14 protein-coding genes are annotated in these 19,667 nt (G+C 52.8%); 4 read left to right on the top strand and 10 right to left on the bottom strand.

Annotation, left to right across the window (positions count from 1 at the left end):
- Positions 1-16: 16 nt before the first annotated feature.
- The 4 genes from aroQ to AC6R1O_RS05405 form a co-directional block, all read right to left on the bottom strand.
- On the bottom strand, positions 17-466 hold the full coding sequence (gene aroQ, locus AC6R1O_RS05420) for a type II 3-dehydroquinate dehydratase (protein WP_334554711.1): 450 nt from the start codon (positions 464-466) through the stop codon (positions 17-19).
- A 402-nt stretch (positions 467-868) separates the two neighbouring features.
- Positions 869-2,821, bottom strand: a complete 1,953-nt coding sequence (acs, locus tag AC6R1O_RS05415; protein ID WP_500633618.1) for an acetate--CoA ligase — start codon at positions 2,819-2,821, stop codon at positions 869-871.
- 224 nt (positions 2,822-3,045) lie between these two features.
- Positions 3,046-3,681 carry a 3'-5' exonuclease gene (locus AC6R1O_RS05410; protein ID WP_334554707.1) on the bottom strand — a complete coding sequence of 212 codons (636 nt, stop codon included), beginning with the start codon at positions 3,679-3,681 and terminating at the stop codon, positions 3,046-3,048.
- A gap of 8 nt (positions 3,682-3,689) precedes the next feature.
- Positions 3,690-5,516: a DUF294 nucleotidyltransferase-like domain-containing protein gene (locus tag AC6R1O_RS05405; protein ID WP_500633617.1), complete on the bottom strand. Its 1,827-nt coding sequence runs from the start codon at positions 5,514-5,516 to the stop codon at positions 3,690-3,692.
- A 316-nt stretch (positions 5,517-5,832) separates the two neighbouring features.
- Between AC6R1O_RS05405 and AC6R1O_RS05400 the strand changes: the two genes are divergently transcribed.
- Both AC6R1O_RS05400 and AC6R1O_RS05395 read left to right on the top strand, forming a co-directional pair.
- A complete protein-coding gene (locus tag AC6R1O_RS05400; RefSeq protein ID WP_500633616.1) occupies positions 5,833-7,065 on the top strand; it encodes a 3-phenylpropionate MFS transporter in 1,233 nt (410 codons plus the stop codon).
- Positions 7,066-7,189: 124 nt separating this feature from the next.
- Positions 7,190-10,681 carry a hybrid sensor histidine kinase/response regulator gene (locus AC6R1O_RS05395; protein WP_500633615.1) on the top strand — a complete coding sequence of 1,164 codons (3,492 nt, stop codon included), beginning with the start codon at positions 7,190-7,192 and terminating at the stop codon, positions 10,679-10,681.
- A gap of 83 nt (positions 10,682-10,764) precedes the next feature.
- On the opposite strand, the gene AC6R1O_RS05390 is transcribed toward AC6R1O_RS05395, so the two are convergent.
- From AC6R1O_RS05390 to AC6R1O_RS05380, 3 genes are all read right to left on the bottom strand, one after another.
- Positions 10,765-11,253, bottom strand: coding sequence for a hypothetical protein (locus AC6R1O_RS05390; RefSeq protein ID WP_500629840.1), 489 nt, complete (start codon positions 11,251-11,253; stop codon positions 10,765-10,767).
- Between the two features lie 106 nt (positions 11,254-11,359).
- On the bottom strand, positions 11,360-13,087 hold the full coding sequence (locus AC6R1O_RS05385; protein ID WP_487902777.1) for a sodium:solute symporter family protein: 1,728 nt from the start codon (positions 13,085-13,087) through the stop codon (positions 11,360-11,362).
- 12 nt (positions 13,088-13,099) lie between these two features.
- A complete protein-coding gene (locus tag AC6R1O_RS05380; protein ID WP_500627486.1) occupies positions 13,100-13,363 on the bottom strand; it encodes a DUF4212 domain-containing protein in 264 nt (87 codons plus the stop codon).
- Positions 13,364-13,747: 384 nt separating this feature from the next.
- Here AC6R1O_RS05380 and AC6R1O_RS05375 point away from each other — a divergent pair, with 384 nt between their 5' ends.
- Entirely contained in the window at positions 13,748-15,469 is a 1,722-nt protein-coding gene (locus tag AC6R1O_RS05375; RefSeq protein ID WP_500630368.1) for a potassium/proton antiporter, read from the top strand.
- Between the two features lie 23 nt (positions 15,470-15,492).
- Here AC6R1O_RS05375 and AC6R1O_RS05370 read toward each other — a convergent pair whose 3' ends face one another.
- Complete coding sequence (locus tag AC6R1O_RS05370) at positions 15,493-16,122, bottom strand: response regulator transcription factor (protein WP_334554691.1); 630 nt, start codon at positions 16,120-16,122, stop codon at positions 15,493-15,495.
- A 319-nt stretch (positions 16,123-16,441) separates the two neighbouring features.
- Between AC6R1O_RS05370 and AC6R1O_RS05365 the strand changes: the two genes are divergently transcribed.
- Positions 16,442-16,750: a hypothetical protein gene (locus AC6R1O_RS05365; RefSeq protein ID WP_500627487.1), complete on the top strand. Its 309-nt coding sequence runs from the start codon at positions 16,442-16,444 to the stop codon at positions 16,748-16,750.
- Positions 16,751-16,805: 55 nt separating this feature from the next.
- Here AC6R1O_RS05365 and AC6R1O_RS05360 read toward each other — a convergent pair whose 3' ends face one another.
- Both AC6R1O_RS05360 and AC6R1O_RS05355 read right to left on the bottom strand, forming a co-directional pair.
- Positions 16,806-18,656 (bottom strand): protein-disulfide reductase DsbD, encoded by a 1,851-nt coding sequence (locus AC6R1O_RS05360; protein ID WP_500633614.1) that lies wholly within the window; start codon positions 18,654-18,656, stop codon positions 16,806-16,808.
- A 184-nt stretch (positions 18,657-18,840) separates the two neighbouring features.
- A complete protein-coding gene (locus AC6R1O_RS05355) occupies positions 18,841-19,332 on the bottom strand; it encodes an arginine repressor (protein WP_334554683.1) in 492 nt (163 codons plus the stop codon).
- Between the last annotated feature and the right edge of the window lie 335 nt (positions 19,333-19,667).

The raw sequence follows: 19,667 nt of genomic DNA, 5'->3' as shown, positions 1-19,667 counted from the left end.
GCCGCGTGTTGTCTTGTTACGCTGACTTGAGCTTGTCTATCGCAGCCATCAACGCAAATTGGTAACCTTGTGCACCTAAACCACAAATCACACCTACTGCTTTATCAGACAGGTAAGAGTGATGACGGAAGGGTTCGCGTGCGTGCACATTGGATAAGTGCACTTCAATAAAGGGAATCGCGACGCCGAGCAGCGCATCGCGCAGCGCGACACTCGTATGAGTAAAGGCCGCTGGATTGATGATGATAAAGTCCACCTCGTTGAGCGAGGCGTGGATTTTCTCAATCAGTTCATACTCTCGGTTTGACTGCAAATGCTCCAGTTCGACATCCGCTTGCTGGGCTTGTTCCATCAAGCTATCGACAATGTCTGCTAAGGTGTGAGAGCCGTAGTGGGCAGGCTCTCTTAGCCCAAGCAGGTTGAGATTTGGACCATTTAGGACAAGAATGCGTGATTTTGCTGTCATTGTGTCGCTATCTTCCTAGTTATTGAGATGAACTCAAATATTCCCATATTATCAAGGATTGGGCATGTCATTTTTAATGCAAACGGAGCCGAATCTTTGAAATTGACCAAGATTATAGCTAATTCAGCGCATTTAGCAGCAATTTACTGGTCTAATCACCTGTAGGGGAGCCAGGAAGTGGGACGAGGATCTAGGCTTGATGCCTTCTCGCGCACGAATAAGAGTGGGATAAGGGTGGAATAAGAGTGGAAGTGGGGAGGTAAAAACGCCGCGCTTATTGTAAGCGCGGCGGGTAATTTTAGTTCCTAGTTCCTAGTTCCTAGTTCCTAGAGTGGCGATAGTGTTGGAGTGGTCCCCCTCTAGGAACTCGCCTCTAGGAACTAGGTACTCGCTTCTAGGCACTCAAACCAACTCTGCTTTCTCTTTGATGAGCTTGTCGACCACGCTTGGGTCGGCCAATGTGGAGGTGTCGCCGAGGTTGCTGGTGTCTCCGGTGGCAATCTTGCGCAGGATGCGGCGCATGATTTTGCCCGAGCGGGTTTTCGGTAGCGAATCGGTCCAGTGCAGCACATCTGGGGTGGCAATCGGGCCTATCTCTTTTCTTACCCAGTCTTTGACCTCTTTGTGCAGCTCGGCAGAAGGGAACTCGCCGTCGATGAGCGTCACGTAGGCGTAGATGGCTTGGCCTTTAATGTCGTGCGGAATGCCAACAATCGCCGCTTCGGCAATTTTCTCGTGCGCAACGAGCGCCGATTCAATCTCAGCAGTGCCCATACGGTGACCGGAGACATTGAGCACGTCATCGACACGGCCGGTGATCCAGTAGTAGCCATCCTCATCACGACGGGCGCCGTCGCCAGTAAAGTACATGCCTTTGAAGGTGGAGAAATAGGTTTGCTCAAAACGCTCGTGATCGCCATATACGGTGCGCATCTGCCCCGGCCATGAGTCGAGGATCACCAAGTTACCTTCAGCGGCTTGCTCTTCAATCACGTTGCCCATGTTATCGACCAGCGCAGGTTGAACGCCAAAGAAAGGACGGGTCGCCGAGCCGGGTTTGAGGTCTGTTGCGCCTGGTAGTGGGGTGATCAAAATGCCGCCGGTTTCGGTTTGCCACCAGGTATCGACAATCGGAGATTGCTCATTACCGATAGTTTTGTAGTACCACTCCCACGCTTCTGGGTTAATGGGTTCCCCGACCGAGCCCATGATGCGTAAGCTGTCGCGTGAGGTGCCTTCGATGGCTTCATTGCCTTTCGCCATCAAAGCGCGAATCGCAGTGGGCGCGGTGTAGAGAATGTTGACTTGGTGCTTGTCGACCACTTCGCTCATGCGGCTGGTGTTGGGATAGTTAGGCACGCCCTCAAACAAAATGGTTTTGGCGCCATTGGCGAGTGGGCCATAAATCAGATAGGTGTGACCGGTAATCCAACCCACATCGGCGGTACACCAGAAGGTTTCGCCTGGTTGATAGTCAAACACGTATTTGAATGTCATGGTCGCATAGACTAGGTAGCCGCCGGTGGTGTGCAGCACGCCTTTGGGTTTGCCCGTTGAGCCTGAGGTGTAGAGAATAAACAGCGGGTCTTCGGCTTTCATCTCTTCGGGTGGGCAGTGATCAGAGGCTGCGGCGGTGGCTTTGTGCCACCACACATCGCGGTGATCGTGCCAATCAATGTCGCCGCCTGTGCGTTTGAGCACCACGACTTTTTCAATCGTTTTTACTTCGGGGTTGGTGAGCGCTTCATCGACGTTTTTCTTCAAAGGCACTGCACGACCGCCGCGCACGCCTTCATCGGCGGTGATCACCACTTTGGCGTCGGAGTCAATAATACGGCCAGAGAGCGCTTCCGGTGAAAAGCCGCCAAACACGACGGTGTGCACCGCGCCAATGCGGGTACAGGCGAGCATGGCGATCGCCGCTTCCGGTACCATCGGCATGTACAGACAGACCACATCGCCTTTGTGTACGCCTTGCTCTTTCAGCGCGTTAGAGAAACGGCACACCTCTTTGTGCAACTCGTTAAACGTGAGCGTTTTGTCATCTGCCGGGTCGTCCCCTTCCCAGATGATGGCGACGTCATCGCCGCGCTCGGCGAGGTGGCGGTCAATACAGTTGGCGGAGACGTTCAGTGTGCCATCTTCAAACCAGCGAATATCGACGTGGCCGGTATCGAACGAGGTGCTTTTGACTTTAGTGAAGGGTTTGATCCAATCCACCACTTTGCCGTGCTCGCTCCAAAACGCGGTTGGGTCAGTAACCGATTGCTGGTACATGGAAAGGTAGGTGTCATTGTCCGCGTGGGTCGTGGCTTTGATGTTCTCTTTGACTGGATACACGTGGGCTTCACTCATGGCTAATCTCCTTATGCTCTGCTTGGGCTTGCCAAGCAAAGGTGTCCTGTTTGTTGTCGTTTTAAACGGTGAGCGTTTGAATTACTGTTCACTTTCGGCCACCGCCCTCGATTCGACAATTAGACTTTAGGATGAATGGGCGAGATATCGGTGGCCGTGGTCGGCGTAATGGCAAACTTTGCGATCTCGCGCACTCTCCTTGTGTACGTTCTCCTTGCGTACGTTCAGCGTGAGACGTAGGGCAAGTTAAGGCTCGGTAGGTCGCCGTGGGTTAAACGCACAAACACCATCGCTGCGGCGATGGCGTCTTGCAGCGCGTCATGGCGGCTTTGCAGCGGCAGGTCGAGATGTTTGCAGATGGCATCGAGGCTCAAATCGAAATAGGCGTTGGGCAGATGCTTTTCCAGCTTGTCGTGGTAGATCTGGCTCACTTCGATGAGTGGGTTGGGCAGAGGAAAGCCCAACTGCTTGCGACACGCTAAGTCGAGGATTTTCTTATCGTAGCGGATGTGATAGCCGACCAAAGGCCGATTGCCGATAAAATCGAGCAGTTTGATCAGAGCGCGTTTTTCATCGATGCCATCGAGCAAGTCTTGGTGGCGAATGTGGTGAATTTTCACTGAGCCCGAGTCGAGCGATTGCGGCGCGCGCAGGCGCACTTCAAAGGGCGCACTGGTGAGGATGCGATTGTCGATGATTTTGGTCGCCGCAATGGTGACCAGCTCGGCGCGGTTAGGGTCGAGGCTGGTGGTCTCACAATCGAGTGACACGTACTCCCCTTTTTGCAACGCGCCAAATAACGATTGGTAAGGGCTGCCTTTGAGTTTGTAGTACCAGTAACGACGCATCAATAGGTTCATGGATGACCTCAATCTCGGATCTGGTAGTGATAGCTGAGAAACTGCTTAAATTTCTTTACCACGTGCAAACTGTGGCGCAGCAGATCGCGCTCGGTGCGATCGAGCTGTTTGAGGTCAATTCGGTTGTGGGTGTGCTGGTTGCCAAGCTGCTGATGAAGGCGCAGTTTAAAAAACAGTTTCAGCGCTTCACTGAGGTTATCGGCGGTATCGGGCTCGAGGATTTTTTTGCGCGCGAGGCTTTCGATGCGTTCAAAGGTGTTGTGCGCTTCAATGCCGTATTCCAGCGCCAAGGTACGAATACCATGCACGATGGGGAAGATGCCGCCACTTTTCAGATCGACCCCTTGTTTGTCGGTTTTGACGTTGCCAAACAGCGTCAGTGGCAGAGAGAATCGCAGTGCCGGACGACAAAAATCCTGGAGCGCCAACATGTTGTTGAACATTAAGCGATGCAGGTGTTCCATGATGGGGTCGAGGAGCGCGAGATTGCCCGCTACCGCATGTGCGTCACTAAAAATCGCCAAGTTCATGATCTGCTCGGCGCTGCTCGCTTTGGCCCAGCGGCTCAAGGTGGCGCTCCATTGCGATTGGCTTTTGACCCACTGCGGATTGTTGACCATCACATTGCCCGGGCAGAGCGGATAACCCAGCTGCTGCAAGGTATGGGTCAGCTGCTGCATGACGGCTTCACATTGCGGCCATTCGAGGTCGGGGGCGAGAATCAGCGCGTTGTCTTGGTCGGTTTTTAAGATCTGCTCCCCACGCCCTTCTGAGCCTAAAACGATCAAACAGCAGTGATCGTGAAGGGCGGGAGGAACAATCAGTTCAAAGGCTTTCTCGATAATTTGTTCATTAACGGCAGAAATCAGCTCCATGATAAAGCGGGTGCGAATACCATTACCAAGCAGGCTTTCGACCAAGTGGCGCTGGCGGTTCGATGCGAGCGCGAGCTCTTCGACACTGCTCGCTCTGGCAATGCTCAAACTCAACACGTGTGAGTGAGTGGAAAAGGCACTGAGGATTTGCGTCATATCCAGCATGCCGACCGCTTCTTTACCATCGGCGACCATCACGCGCTTCATGCGTTTACGCGTCATTTTGATCATCGCATTAAACAGAAACTCGCCATCGTCGACATGGATGACCGGAAAGGTTGCGATCTCGCCCACTGGGGTGTCGAGCGGGTGGTCATCCAACATGACCGCATGGAGCATATTGGTGCGCGTGACAATGCCAAAGGGCAGCTCATGAGGATGGTCGGCAAGCCTTGGGTCATCGTCTTCTAATCGCACCAGCGCGGCATCAATGGCGTTCTCTTTGAGTGTGCGCGTCACCTCATTGAGCGGCATGTTGGGGGCGATCACCATCGGCGGATGATAGATGGCTTTATCGACTTTGGTCAGAATGAACTCGGCCAGGTTTTGCTGCTGCTGCGCGGCTTCAATCAATTCCTGACGGCGCGCCAGATTGGTATCAAAATAGGCGGCAAACTGGCCATTCTCGTTGTAGAGCGACATAAAGGTCGCTTCGGGCAGTAGGTAAGCGAGGGTATCTTCTAGCGCCACGTAATGGTGCTTAGATTGGCCATCAAACAGGCCGCGCACATCAAACAAGTCATCATTGGCGTAGTGAGCAAAAATTTCGTTGCCATCCTGAGAGCGCTCTTCCACCGCGCCTTTGATCAAAATATGCAGATGATCCACACGTGCGCCGGGCTTAATCAAGCTCTCCTTAGTGCGGAAATAGGCGACATCCAGCGCCGAGCGCAGCTCGGTTTGCTGCGCTTCACTCAGCCTATCAAACGGTGGTGACTGCATATTGAATTTATCAGGCATAGCGGCTCTACACTCTCGCTCTACAGTTCGGGGTAGGTGAATAAATAAAGTGTGCGCGATCAGCGTATAAATGCCAGACGACTTTGGTCTTATAGGGGGGGAGTGCCTAGTTTCTAGTGCCTAGTTCCTAGAGGTCTGATTCTAAGAACTCGGCTCGTGCTTCTAGCAACCCACTTCTAGGAACTAGGCACTGTCTTCTAGGCACTGTCTTCTAGGAACTAGGAACTAACCTCTAGGCACTTCTTCCCTTTTTATTCCATGCAAACGCGGTCATAATGCCGCCGTTATCTACTCCCTTATCCTGACTGAGGTTTGCATGTTCACTCCTTCTCCCTATGGTTGGATCTCACAATATTTTGCGGGGTTCTTTTTTGCTTATGGCGTCTATTTGCCGTTTTGGGCGCTGTGGTTTGAAAACCAAGGAGTGACGCCGACCGACATTGGTGTCTTGGTCGGGATTGGCTTTGCGACGCGCTGCGTGGCGAACTTGGTGTTAACGCCGCGCATTCATAAGGTGGAGCATTTAATGCCGGCGCTGCGTTGGTTCAGTTTGGCGGGGCTGCTGTTTGTTGGTTTCCACTTTTTTACCGGCGGAAGTTTTTGGTTAATGGCGCTGGCGACGGTGCTGTTTAACCTTTGCTGCGGGCCGATTGTGCCGCTCTCTGATGCGATGGCCAACTACTACGCGCGGCTCAATAAGCTCGATTATGGTCGCACGCGCTTGTGGGGCTCGATTGCCTTTATTGCCGGCTCGACCGTGGTCGGGTTTATGGTTGCCCATTTTGGCAGCGACATGATTGTGTTGACGGCGATGGCGGGCATGTTGGCGGCTTGGCTAATGAGTTTAAGGCGCATTCAGCCTATGCCGGTGACCAGTGATGTCAGCGCAGGCGTGAGACCGAAATTGATGGAGCTGCTGCGTGAAGGGCCAGTGGTGAAGTTTCTCCTGCTGGTGGCGCTGATTCAGGGCAGTCATGCGGCGTACTACAGCTTTAGTGCGATTCATTGGAAAGCGGCGGGGTACTCCGAAGACATCATCGGCTATTTGTGGAGCTTAGGGGTGGTGGCGGAAGTGGCGGTGTTTGCCCTGAGCAAGCGACTGTTTTCTGGTTGGTCACTGCGCGCTATGTTTGCGCTCGCCTCAATTGGGGTGATGGTGCGTTGGGGCATGACGGCATCGACGACGCTACTGCTCGCTTTGGTGCTGATTCAACTGCTGCACGGCGTGACCTTTGCGGTGGCGCACATTGCCGCGATTCAATACATCCAACACTCCGAGCAGAGAAAAATGGTGGCGCTGCAAGCCTTGTACAATGCCATTCCGCTTGGCGCTGTGATTGCCTTGATGACGACATTAAGCGGCTGGGGCTTTGAGCACTGGGGCGCGAACGTCTTCTGGGCGATGGCCTTGATGGGCGCTGTGTCGCTATTTATCAAAGTGGCGCCACAAGAGAATCCCGTGACCTCTGAGCAATTTGTCAATGAAGCGCAAGCCGCCAAAGAAGCCGAGCCGCAAGAGGGAGAAAAAGCCACGGAAAGCGGCGCGTAAAGCACAGAATTTACTCAAGTCGATTGAGTTGCCGCCAGCAAATTCGTTTAATAAGTTAACCCTTATCGCTCACCTCACTGGCACGGCGATGGGGAGTACCGATAAACGACGATAAGGATATCGAATGCAAGGTTGGTTGGTGATCGCGGTTTCGCTTCTCTATCTTGGGCTGCTTTTTTTGATCGCATGGTATGGCGATAATCGCGTCAAGTGGTTGTCGCGCTGGCGGCCTTGGGTCTACAGCCTTTCGATTGCGGTCTACTGCACCTCGTGGACGTTTTATGGCACCGTCGGTCAGGCGAGCAGCAATCCTTGGTCCTTTCTGCCTATCTATGTGGCGCCGATTCTGGTCTTTACCCTCGGTTGGCGCGTCCTCGCTCGCTTGGTGATCACCGCCAAGCGTGAGCATATTACTTCCATCGCCGACTTTATCGCGGCTCGTTATGGCAAATCTCAAGGGCTGGCAGTGGCGATCACCTTTATTGCTGTGATTGGTATTTTGCCCTACATCGCGCTGCAACTGCGTGGCATTACCATGGGGCTAGAGATTATCGCGCCGAGTGTTAGTGAGGATTTCGCCCGCTTTGGTTTTGATGTGTCATGGTTTGTGGTCGGGGCGCTGGCGGTGTTTACCATGCTGTTTGGTACGCGTCATATTGATAATACCGAGCACCACCGCGGCATGATGATGGCGATTGCGTTTGAGTCGCTGGTCAAGCTGGTGGCGTTTTTGGTTGTCGGCTGTTTTATTCTCTATCTCGCCTTTAGCCGCAGTGACATTCAGTTGATGGCGATTGCCGCCGAGACGTATCAATCCCCCAATATCCCGACGTTGCTGATCCACACCGCCCTGACCATGATGGCGATCGTCTGTTTGCCGCGTCAGTTTCATACCATGGTGGTGGAGAACGAACGCGCGCAAGATTTGCATACCGCGCGCTGGCTCTTCCCGCTCTACCTGGTGTTGATGGGGCTGTTTGTGCTGCCGATTGCGTGGGTCGGCCAAGGCATCTTAAGCGGCGAAAGCCCAGATACGTATGTGATCAGCTTGCCGATGGCGGTGGGCGCGCAAGATTTCGCTCTGCTGGCGTTTTTAGGCGGCACCTCGGCGGCCAGTGGCATGGTGATTGTCTCAACCATCGCGCTGGCGATCATGGTGTCGAATGATATGGTGATGCCATTACTGCTGCGTCGCATGCGCCTCTCGCATCGTAACCATCGTCACTTCTCTGGCTTGCTGTTGATCATTCGTCGCGGCTTGATTTTGCTGCTACTGCTTGGCGCTTGGGGCTTTTATCAGGCGCTGGGCAGCATTCATTCGCTCTCTGCAATTGGCTTTCTCTCGTTTGCGGCGATCACCCAGTTTGCCCCGGCGCTGATTGGCGGCATGTACTGGCGTCAAGGCAATCGCAAAGGCGTGTATGTCGGGCTAGGTTTTGGTTTTACCTTGTGGCTGATCACCTTGATGAGCCAAACCGGCATCTTAGCGGGGGATGCACAAAGCAACTTCCTGTTGTGGATCATCACGCCGCCAGAAGGGTTGGCATCACTGGGTATTGCGCGCTCTGATTGGGGGATGCTGCTGAGCATCAGCGCTAACCTGTTCTTCTATTTGCTGGTGTCGAGCGCGACGCGCTCGAGCCTCAGTGAGCGGTTACAGTCAGCCTCGTTTATCGGTACGCCGCTGCCAGAGAGTGAGAACATGAGCCTCTACCAGAGCCGAGTGACGGTCGGTGAGTTGGAAATGCTCGCGTCGCGCTTTGTCGGCAGGCAGCGGGTGCGCAGCGCGTTTCGTCAATATTGGCAGCAGCAACGTGAGACACTGATGCCTAATCAGCAAGCGCCCTCGACCTTGATTCGCCATACTGAGCGGGTGCTGGCCGGTGTGTTTGGTGCCTCGTCAGCGAAGTTGGTGCTCACCTCTGCGCTACAAGGGCGCAACATGCAGCTTGAAGAGGTGGCGACCATTGTCGATGAGGCCTCCGAGCTGTATGACTTTAGTCGCGGCTTGCTGCAAGGGGCGATTGAGCATATTGGCCAAGGCATTGCCGTGGTGGACAAGCAATTGCGTTTGGTGGCGTGGAATCAGCGTTATCTTGAGTTGTTTGAGTTTCCGCCCGGCTTGATTCAAGTGGGTAGGCCAATTGCCGATGTGATTCGCCACAACGCCGAGCAGGGGCTGTGTGGCCCCGGTGACCCAGAAGATCACGTTCGCAGGCGGGTGTATCATTTAGAACAAGGCACACGCCACACCTCTTCACGTGTCAGGCCCGATGGACGCGTGATTGAGGTGCAAGGCAACCCGATGCCCGGCGGCGGCTTTGTGATGAGTTTTACCGACATTACCGTGTTCCGCGATGCCGAGCAGGCGCTGATCGACGCCAATGAAACTCTAGAAGAGCGCGTTCGAGAGCGCACCTTTGAGCTGGAAAAACTCAACAAAAAATTGGTCAGTGCGACCCAGCGTTCCGAGCGCGAATCTCAATCCAAATCACGCTTTTTGGCCGCGGTGAGCCACGATTTGATGCAGCCGCTTAATGCCGCGCGCTTGTTTGCCTCCTCCTTATCTGAAGTGACGAAAGCTGACTCGGTCTCTATTTCTTCTTCGACTGCTATGGAGGAGGGGAAAGAGTCCGAAGCGCAGCGCCTTGCTCACCATATCGAAAGTGCCCTTGGCGCGGCAGAAGATTTGATTGGCGATCTGCTCGATATTTCGCGTTTGGAGTCTGGCAAGCTGGAAGTGCACATTCACCCCTTTGCGCTCAATGATGTGCTCTCCAACCTCAACGCCGAGTTTAGCGCTCTAGCGAAAAAGCAAGGCATCGACTTTCGCATGATGCCGAGTGATTTGGTGGTTGAGTCGGACCCTAAACTGCTGCGCCGCGTGGTTCAAAACTTCCTCACCAATGCGTTTCGTTATAATCCACAAGGCAAAGTGGTGCTCGGCGTGCGCCGCATCCAAGGTGAGGCGCGCATTGAGGTGTGGGATAACGGCGTGGGGATTGATGAAGACAAGCAGCAAGAGATCTTTGAGGAGTTTAATCGCGGCAGTCATGCCCAAGATGGCCAAGGGCTACGCGATCAAGGGTTGGGTCTGGGGCTCGCCATTTCCAAAGGCATCGCGCATGTACTCAATCATGAAATAGGGATGCGTTCATGGCCTGGGCGTGGCAGCGTGTTCTCGATTCGTCTGCCGCGCGCGGTGCATGCCAGCCCAGCTCCTGCGCCTGCCGCGGCGCCAAGTGTCGGCGATCTCAGCCACTTGCGCGTGCTGTGTGTCGATAACGAAACGGATATTTTGGTGGGGATGGAGACACTGCTTGGCCGCTGGGGATGTGAGGTGCGCAGCGCCACCGATCTGGTCAGCGCGCTGGCGGCGATGGACGAGCAGTGGCAGCCGGATGTGATTTTGTCCGATTACCGTCTCGATCACGGCCGAACGGGTTTAGAAGTGTTGCAGCAATGTCGCTTGCGACTGGGCGCGCGATTTAAAGGGGTGATCATCAGCGCCGATCGCACCCAAGAGATGATGCAAGGCATCGAGTCGAGCGGATTTGCGTTTATCGCCAAGCCCGTCAAACCGCTGAAACTGCGAGCTATGCTGAATGGGCTTTAGCCTGACGGAAAATTCATCGGTGTACACGAAAAGGGAAAGCGAACATCGCTTTCCCTTTTCGTTCATGGTTCCTTTGCGGCCCATCATTCATTGCCAGTAAACAAGGTCTCATACGTCACAAACGCCGTTTGGGTATCACCGTAGTAGAGGGTGCCATCGGATTGCGCCGCGACGCGCAGCCAGCTCTCTTGGGAGGCGGGGCTGGGTAGGGTGATGAACCACTGTTTGCCCTCACTGTCGGCGCGTTGCATGTCGACGGGGGTCGTGGTGGTGTCGATGTCATTCACTAGCGAGAGTTTGACCCCTTGCAATGGGTGCAGCGAACTCATTGAGAGTTCTAACGTCTCTTCGGTCAACTTTTCAGAGCGAAACTTAATTTTGAACTCGCCATTTTCCATGTCACACAGACCACTGGTATAGCGGCAGTTGGATTTGCTGACCAACTTATACGCTTGGCCCTCTTTGGCGGCGTGTGGCTTTTCACTCACGGCCAAATCGGTACCGAAATAGGCGATGATGGAGAGAATCGGGGCAATCAATAGAGCAATGATAAAGTGTTTATTTTTGAACATCTTGGCTTCCTTGCAACAGCTCCAAGTTTTTCTTTACAACAGTAAGTTAACCCAATTTGAAGAATAAAAAAGCCCCAAACGGGGCTTTTGTGGTAGAGGTTAAGGATTAATGGTCAACCGCTTCGCCAGCACCGGCTGGAACACGCACGTGCTCGACCAAATCTTTCACTTCTTGTGGCGTTTCTGCGGTCACTTTTGATACCGCGAACGCGACGATGAAGTTGACGACAGCACCGATGGCACCAAAGGCGTTAGGCTCAATGCCTAGGAACCAGTTGCTGCCCCAGCTCTCTAGGTAAGTCCAGTCAGAGATAAACAAGATACCCTTGTGCTGGAATACGTAGAACAGCGTGATGGTGATACCGGCGATCATGCCTGCAATCGCGCCCTCTTTGTTGATGTTTTTGCTGAAGATACCCATCATCAATGCTGGGAAGATCGACGAGGCGGCAAGACCAAAGGCCAAGGCTACCGTACCTGCGGCAAAGCCGGGAGGATTGAGACCAAGATAGCCCGCCACTGCAATGGCGACGGCCATGGATATCCGGCTCGCCATCAGCTCTTTCTTCTCGGAGATGTTCGGGTTGATGACCCCTTTGATCAAGTCATGGGAGATGGCGGAGGAGATCGCCAATAGCAAGCCCGCGGCGGTCGACAGTGCTGCCGCTAGGCCACCGGCGGCGACTAATGCAATCACCCAGTTAGGCAGTTTCGCAATCTCAGGGTTAGCCAATACCATGATGTCGTTGTCCACCTTCAGTTCGTTAGTGGCAGCGCTCGATGTGTATTGAATCAAACCGTCGTTGTTTTTGTCATCAAAGCCAAGTAGGCCGGTTTTTTCCCAGTTCTTAAACCAGTCAGGACGCTCATCATAAGCCAGATGTTGGCCTGGCGCTGGGTTCACTGTGTCCATCAGGTTCAAGCGAGCCATCGCCGATACGGCTGGCGCTGTGGTGTAAAGAATCGCGATGAACACCAATGCCCAACCGGCAGAGGTACGCGCATCACGCACTTTTGGCACCGTGAAGAAACGGATGATAACGTGCGGAAGACCTGCCGTACCAATCATCAGTGACATGGTGTAGACGAACATGTTGAGCGTATCGCCCCGCACTTGGGTGGTGTACTCGGTAAAGCCGAGTTCGGTCACCACTTGGTCTAGCCGGTCGAGCAGATAGACATCCGTACCGGAGAGGGTACTACCTAGGCCAATTTGTGGCAGAGGGTGCCCAGTCAGTTGCAGAGAGATAAAGATTGCAGGGATAGTGTAAGCAAGAATGAGGACGCAATACTGAGCAATCTGCGTGTAGGTGATGCCTTTCATGCCGCCCATAACCGCGTAGACAAACACGATACACATACCGATCAACAGGCCAGTCGAGTAGTCCACTTCCAAGAAGCGACCAAACGCCACGCCCACGCCTTTCATCTGACCGATAACGTAGGTCACCGATGCGATGATAAGACAGACAACCGCCACCACGCGCGCGGTGTTGGAGTAGAAACGCTCACCGACAAACTCAGGTACGGTGAACTTACCGAATTTACGTAGATAAGGGGCGAGCAGCAGCGCGAGAAGCACGTAGCCGCCAGTCCAACCCATTAAGAAGACGGAGCCGCCGTAGCCCATAAAGGCAATCAGACCCGCCATTGAGATAAACGACGCCGCTGACATCCAGTCCGCTGCCGTCGCCATACCATTGGCAATCGGGTTAACCCCGCCGCCTGCGACATAAAACTCTTTGGTTGACCCAGCGCGTGCCCAAATCGCAATCCCGATATAGAGAATGAAAGTGGCACCCACAACAAGGTACGTGATTGTTTTCAAATCCATCTGAGTGACTCCTTACTCATCCACGCCGAATTCACGGTCCAGTTGGCGCATCTTCCACGCGTAGTAGAAAATAATGCCAAGAAACGTATAGATGGAGCCTTGCTGGGCAAACCAGAAGCCGAGTTTGTATCCACCGATTTGAATTTCATTCAGTACGTCGACAAATAATATGCCGCAGCCAAAAGATACGACAAACCAGATGACCATTAAGGTGATCATCAGTTTTACGTTTTTATCCCAGTAGGCTTTGGCTCTTTCCTGACTTTCGAATGCCATTGCCGCCTCCTTACGATTTCGCTAGTTAAATGGGGTGTTCGGTTTACCTGCTAGTGAGGTCAGTGCTTGTTAAAAAAATGTTTCACCATGTACATTAGCAAGGCAATGGGCGAAAAACCTTTCAACTTTAGTCGGGGCGATAAGGATAAAAAGGGCCCTAAAATGGGCGCTTAGCGAGGTTTACTGATAAATTTGTGATGTTAATAACTTGTTAAGTTAGCCAAAGGTCTAATGTCTTGAGAAGGGAACCGCTCAACTAGTGTTGATATGTTGACCGACAATTTGCATAGGTTGACCATTTCCCGCTACTGCCAAGAGAAAACTATGGGTAGAATAACTCATTGACTCCAATTGTATTTAAGGGGGTAAAGCTTGACGGTAGATATGATCAATGGACTGTTTCTTACTGGGACGCTTCTTCTTGTTATCAGTGTGTTATTCAGCCAGCTCTCCTCGCGCCTCGGTGTACCTATCCTCGTTTTGTTTCTCTGCGTCGGTATGCTGGCCGGGCAAGACGGCCCGGGAGGCATCAAGTTTGATAGCTACTCCACGACCTATCTGGTCAGTAACTTAGCGCTGGCGATCATCTTGCTCGATGGTGGGCTACGCACACGTATCAGCAGCTTTCGTTTGGCGTTCTGGCCGGCATTTTCTTTGGCCACCTTTGGCGTATTTTGCACCACGTTTCTCACCGGTTTGCTCGCCACCTGGCTCTTCAATCTCACTTTGCTACAAGGCTTGCTGCTTGGCGCGATAGTCGGTTCCACTGATGCCGCGGCGGTCTTTTCACTCCTTAAAGGGCGCAGCATCAATGAACGGGTGGGCGCGACGTTGGAGATTGAATCAGGCACCAACGATCCGATGGCGGTGTTTCTCACCATTACTTTGATTGCGGTACTGGCGGATCCAACCGCGGTGCTCAGCGTTGGGTTCGTGTCACTGAGTTTTGTGATGCAGTTTGGTATCGGCATCGCCCTTGGGCTTGGTGGCGGCTGGTTGTCTTTGCAAATCATCAATCGCATCCAATTACCAGAAGGCATGTACCCGATTCTGGTCTCAGGGCTTGGCGTTGGGCTGTTTGCATTGTCGAACACCTTGGGCGGCAGCGGCATTCTCACCATTTATCTGTTTGGTTTGCTGCTGGGTAATTTGCCGACGCGCTCAAAACACTCGATTTTGAATGTCATGGATGGACTGACATGGTTTAGCCAGATCATCATGTTTGTCGTGCTTGGTCTGTTGGTCAATCCGAAAGATTTGCTCGACATCGCACTGCCGGCACTGGCGCTCGCGTTCGGCATGATTGTATTTGCTCGTCCTATTGCGGTGTGGCTCAGTTTGCTGCCGTTTGGCAAGTTTCGCCCCAGAGAGAAGTGGTTTCTAAGTTGGGTCGGATTGCGTGGCGCTGTGCCGATCATTTTGGCGGTATTCCCTTTGATGGCAGGGCTGCCCAATGCGCAGATGTATTTCAATATCGCCTTTTTCGTCGTTATGGTCTCGCTGATCGTGCAAGGCGTGAGCTTAACCAAGGCAGCAAAATTGGCCAAAGTCGAACTGCCACCTCAGCCCGCGCCGGTGGCGCGGGCAGGGATCGAGATTTTCCCAACCAGCAATTGGGAGCTCTATGTCTATCGCTTGGAAGCGGAGAAGTGGTGTATTGGTGAGCCATTGAGTAAGTTGGCGATGCCGGATGGAACGTGGATTGCGGCGCTGTTTCGTCAGCGAACCTTGCTCCACCCATCGGGCAGTACTGTGCTGCAAGCGGGTGATACCTTATGCGTGCTGGGCCGAGAAGAGAACCTTGAGCCGTTAAGTCAACTGTTTAGCACCGCGCCTTTGGCGGAAACTCAAACCCGTTTCTTTGGTGACTTCTTTTTTGCCGCCGAGGTTTCGCTTAGCGATGTGTGTCAGCACTACGGCATTGATGTGCCAGTTGAGTACGCGACGTTCACGCTAAAGCAGTTGGTGGCGGAGCAACTGCCCCATCAAGTGGTGCTTGGCGACAGTTTTGATTGGCAGGGGCTGAGGTTTGTCATCTCCAAAGTGGAGAACTACGAAGTGACGCAGTTGGGTCTGTGCCTTCCGGACTCGCAAGAGCCAGAGTAGGGGTGGCCTATCTACCCGTAGTGCTAGTCGTTGAGTTCGCTAAGCAGTATCACCGCTTGGGTGCGATTTTTTACGCCCAGCTTGCGGAAAATGGCGGTCATGTGTGCTTTGATGGTCGCTTCTGAGACGTTGAGCTCATAGGCGATCTGCTTGTTGAGCAGGCCGTCGGAGAGCATGCCCAGTACCTTGTACTGCTGCGGGGTGAGGGTCGCCATTTTCTCAGCTAGATCATTGCAAGCGGCATTCTCGACAATCGAACCTTCAGGGAAGTAAGGATCGCCCGCCAACACTTGATTGAGGGCTTTCACTAGCTCGCGCATGTCACTCGATTTAGGGATAAAACCAAACGCACCGTGGCTTTTCACTTGCGTGACCACCGAAGGCTCTTCACTGGCTGAGACCACCACAATCGGCAACTCTGGGTATTCGGCGCGCAGTTGAATCAAGCCAGACATGCCATTGGCGCCCGGCATTTTCAGATCGAGCAGCAGCAAGTCGGGCTCATCTTCTTTGGCGAGTAACGTCATCAAGGCATCGAGAGAGTCGGCCTCGAGCAGATTAGCCCCACTGACCGCCATATGTACCGATTGGAACAACGCGTTGCGAAACAGCGGGTGATCGTCTGCGATGATGATGGTGTAGGTCGAGTCCATGACGTTGCACACTTATGATGATGTAGTTAATAGAATTATTGTCAGCTTTGCCGCGGTGGACAATCTTTATCCGCTAAAAGTCTGAAGTGTATCGGGTTTTGTTTCATTTAACACTTATTGTTGAGTATTTATACTAGATGCATATGATGTTAAATATCATTAATATCAATAAATTAGATTGTCAGTATGCCCTTGTTCACATATTCATCAATTTGATCTTAAATATTGCTCATATTTAAGAAGTGAATAGCTGTTTGTTGCATAATCGCTTCTAGGTTTTGACCTACTTCAAATAATGATGCAGTAAAGGAAACTGATAATGAAAAAATTAAGTCTATTCGCAGTGTTGGCCGTCGTTGGTTTGTCTGGATGTCAAATGACTGGAGGTTCAGATACAGATATCGCAAATGCTGATTTTAATTCAATGTCTTGCGATGATATTCAAGCAATGTTTGCAGAGTACCGTGAGCAGATGGATAACGTTGACACAGGTGCAAGCTTGCTTTCAGCAGTAGGTGTTGATTCGGGTACGAGTGAAGCAAAAGCGGTCATGGCTCAGGCATACTCGCAAGCAGCGACAACGGCTCGTCCAGTACTAAAAGTTAAGCAGTGTTCTTTCACTGTATAATTGAAGTGCAGATTTACGTTGAAAAGGCTGGCGATCACGTCAGCCTTTTTACTTTCTAATTTAGCCTGTCTCGATGAACACCTAATGGTAAGTTAGAAGACTGGTCAAAGGGCTGAGCCTTCAAATGCGCCAAAAACGTCTCGGCTGGCATAAATCCTGTGATGCGAGCATTTGGCATCGGCTGGCCATTGGCATCCCAAAAATCAATGGTCGGCAAACCGAGTACGCCGAGTTGTTTGAGTAGCTCGATGTCTTGCACTTGGTTGCGGGTGACGTCGGCTTGCAACAACACAAACTCACTCAGCTTGGCTTCCACATCGGCTTGGTGGAAGGTGTACTTCTCAAATTCCTTACACGCGACGCACCAGTCGGCATAAAAATCGAGCATCACAGGTTTGCCTTGCTCTCGGGCTTGGCTGAGGGCCAAGTTGAGCTCGGCGACGTTGTTGATACGGGTAAACTCAATGCTCGGCGCGGCTTGCGAGTGGGCGCTTGGACCATCAAACCAAAGATTGAGCAGCGGCTGAGCGCTGGCGAACAAACCGAGCACTGCAACAATGCCCACCACACTTTGCTTCCAGCCACCAAAAGGCAGTGCATTTTTACTGTGATAGAGCCAGCCAAACGCCGCGATACCGAGCCCCGACCACAGCGCACTGCTCCACAGATCGGGCAGGATGCGTTCAAGCAAGAAAATCGGCGCCGCGAGGAGGATAAAGCCAAACAGCGTCTTGACGCGATTCATCCACTCTCCCGCTTTTGGCAATAGCTGATTGCCAAAGACCGCGACCAAAATCAGAGGTATGCCCATACCGAGCGCCAACGCGTAGAGGGTGATCCCTCCGGTAAACAAGTCGCCGCTTTGCGCCACATACAAGAGCGCGCCCGACAGCGGCGCCGTGGTGCAGGGTGAGCAGACTAAACCAGAAATCGCCCCCATGCTAAACACACCGAGCAGGTTGCCACCTTGCTGCTGACTGCTCAGTTGATTGAGCCAAGTTTGCAGGCGACTCGGCAGTTGCAGCGTGTAGAGCCCAAACATCGACAAGGCCAGCGCGACGAATAATATACTGAGTCCTATCAACACTGCGGGGTGTTGCATCGTTGCTTGGAACTGCAAACCGGCTTGCGCCACCACCAAACCGAGCAGGGTGTAAGTCAATGCCATGCCTTGCACGTAGACAAACGAAAGACCCAATGCGCGGCGCGTGTTGATCTGACCGCCGCCGAGCACAATGCTGGTCAAAATCGGGTACATCGGCAAGACACATGGGGTAAAGGCGAGGCCGATACCCAGTGCAAGAAACAGCAGCGGTGTCCAAACGCTCTCGCTGATGCGATCGGCTAGCTGTGCCTGTTGTGAGCGTGATGAGTCTGTCGCCGTGTCAGTCGTAATAGGCGTCTTTTCTGAATTGGTGGAGGTAGGCGCGATGACGACATCGGCGTCTTGAAAGTCAAACGAGGTCAGGTCAATGACCTTAGTTTCGGGCGGATAGCAGAAACCGGCTTTCGCGCAGCCTTGGTATTGAACCATCAAACGAGCCCCGGCTTGATACTCGGCCAAAGGCACCTCGACAAACAGCGGCGTGGTGTAGATGTTCACGTCACCGAAAAACTCATCATGATAGGGCTCACCTTGACGCAGTGTGATGTCGCCTAACGTGATGTGCTCGCCGCTAATGGCAATCTTATCTTGATAGAGGTAGTAATCTGGCTTGATTTGCCAATCGAGATAGACCCGCGCGCCTTGCTGCACCGCATTGAAGGCAAACGCCTCATCAACAGTGACAAAGCGATTGTCCTCATTGGCAGGACTGAACGTAGATTGCGAATTGCCAAACAGAGCCCACACCGAGCTCGAAAACAGAGAGAGAACCAGTACAACAAGCGAGAAAGCGAAGCGCATAAGACCGTCACGTTAACTAAGATGGATTCAGTGTAACTCAATCAGACAGGAGATCGGATGGATAAGTTTCAAATAGTGCCTAGTTTCTAGTTCCTAGTGCCTAGAAGATCGCACCCATCACCCATCACCCATCACCCATCACCATCCCTCTAGGAACTAGGCACTCGCCTCTAGGACCTATTCCCTATGAACTCACTCCTAACCTCATCCGCACAATCCGCTCACACGCATCAATCTTTTGTGTATCTTTTGGGATGATGAGCACGGTGTCGTTACCGCCGACGGTGCCGAGGATCTCGGTGTGTGGGTCGATGTCGACGAGACGGGCGACCAGTTGGGCGCTGCCGGGGTGGGTTTTGACGACCACCATGGATTGGTTGTGGGTAATGAACTCGATTTGCGAAGAGATGGAGGACTCGACGCGTACTGGCGCGGTTTCGACCGTGATGCAGTAGACTTTTTTGCCGCAGGCATTTTGCACTTTGACGACGCCAAGTTGCGACAGCAAGCGAGAGACGGTCGATTGACTGATGCCCTCGAAACCAATGTTCACTAGGGCTTCTCTGAGCTCATTTTGAGTGGAAAAGCTTTGTTGTTGCAGTAGCCGTTTGCACGCTGAAGTGAGGGTTTTGTCATCGGCAAATTGGTCGTCCGCGAGATGAAGAGTGTCACTCATAAGGACCCCTTATTATGATTATCGCCATCCTGATGGGAATGAGTACACAGCTCCATCTATGTACCCTTGTGGGTTGTTCAATGAAAAAACGCCGTCGCGCACGCTGAGTTTATCACCAATAAAAGTGTGGCTATATGACACTTGTCACCAAATAAAAAACTAATGACAAAGTGTTTTTCTGGTCATTTATTCTAATAAAGCGAGGCTGTTGTCAGCCCCGCGAGTCTCTTAGTTCATCCAAAGCAGGGTTACGCGCCGAGCGTCGCCACCATCACCGCTTTGATGGTGTGCATGCGGTTTTCCGCCTCGTCGAAGACAATCGAGTAGTCCGACTC

It is taken from the genome of Vibrio sp. R11-SG3-ISO3-SZ (assembly GCF_059834345.1).
Note: the sequence above shows the minus strand (reverse complement) of the source record. Positions and strands in the feature narration are given on the sequence as shown.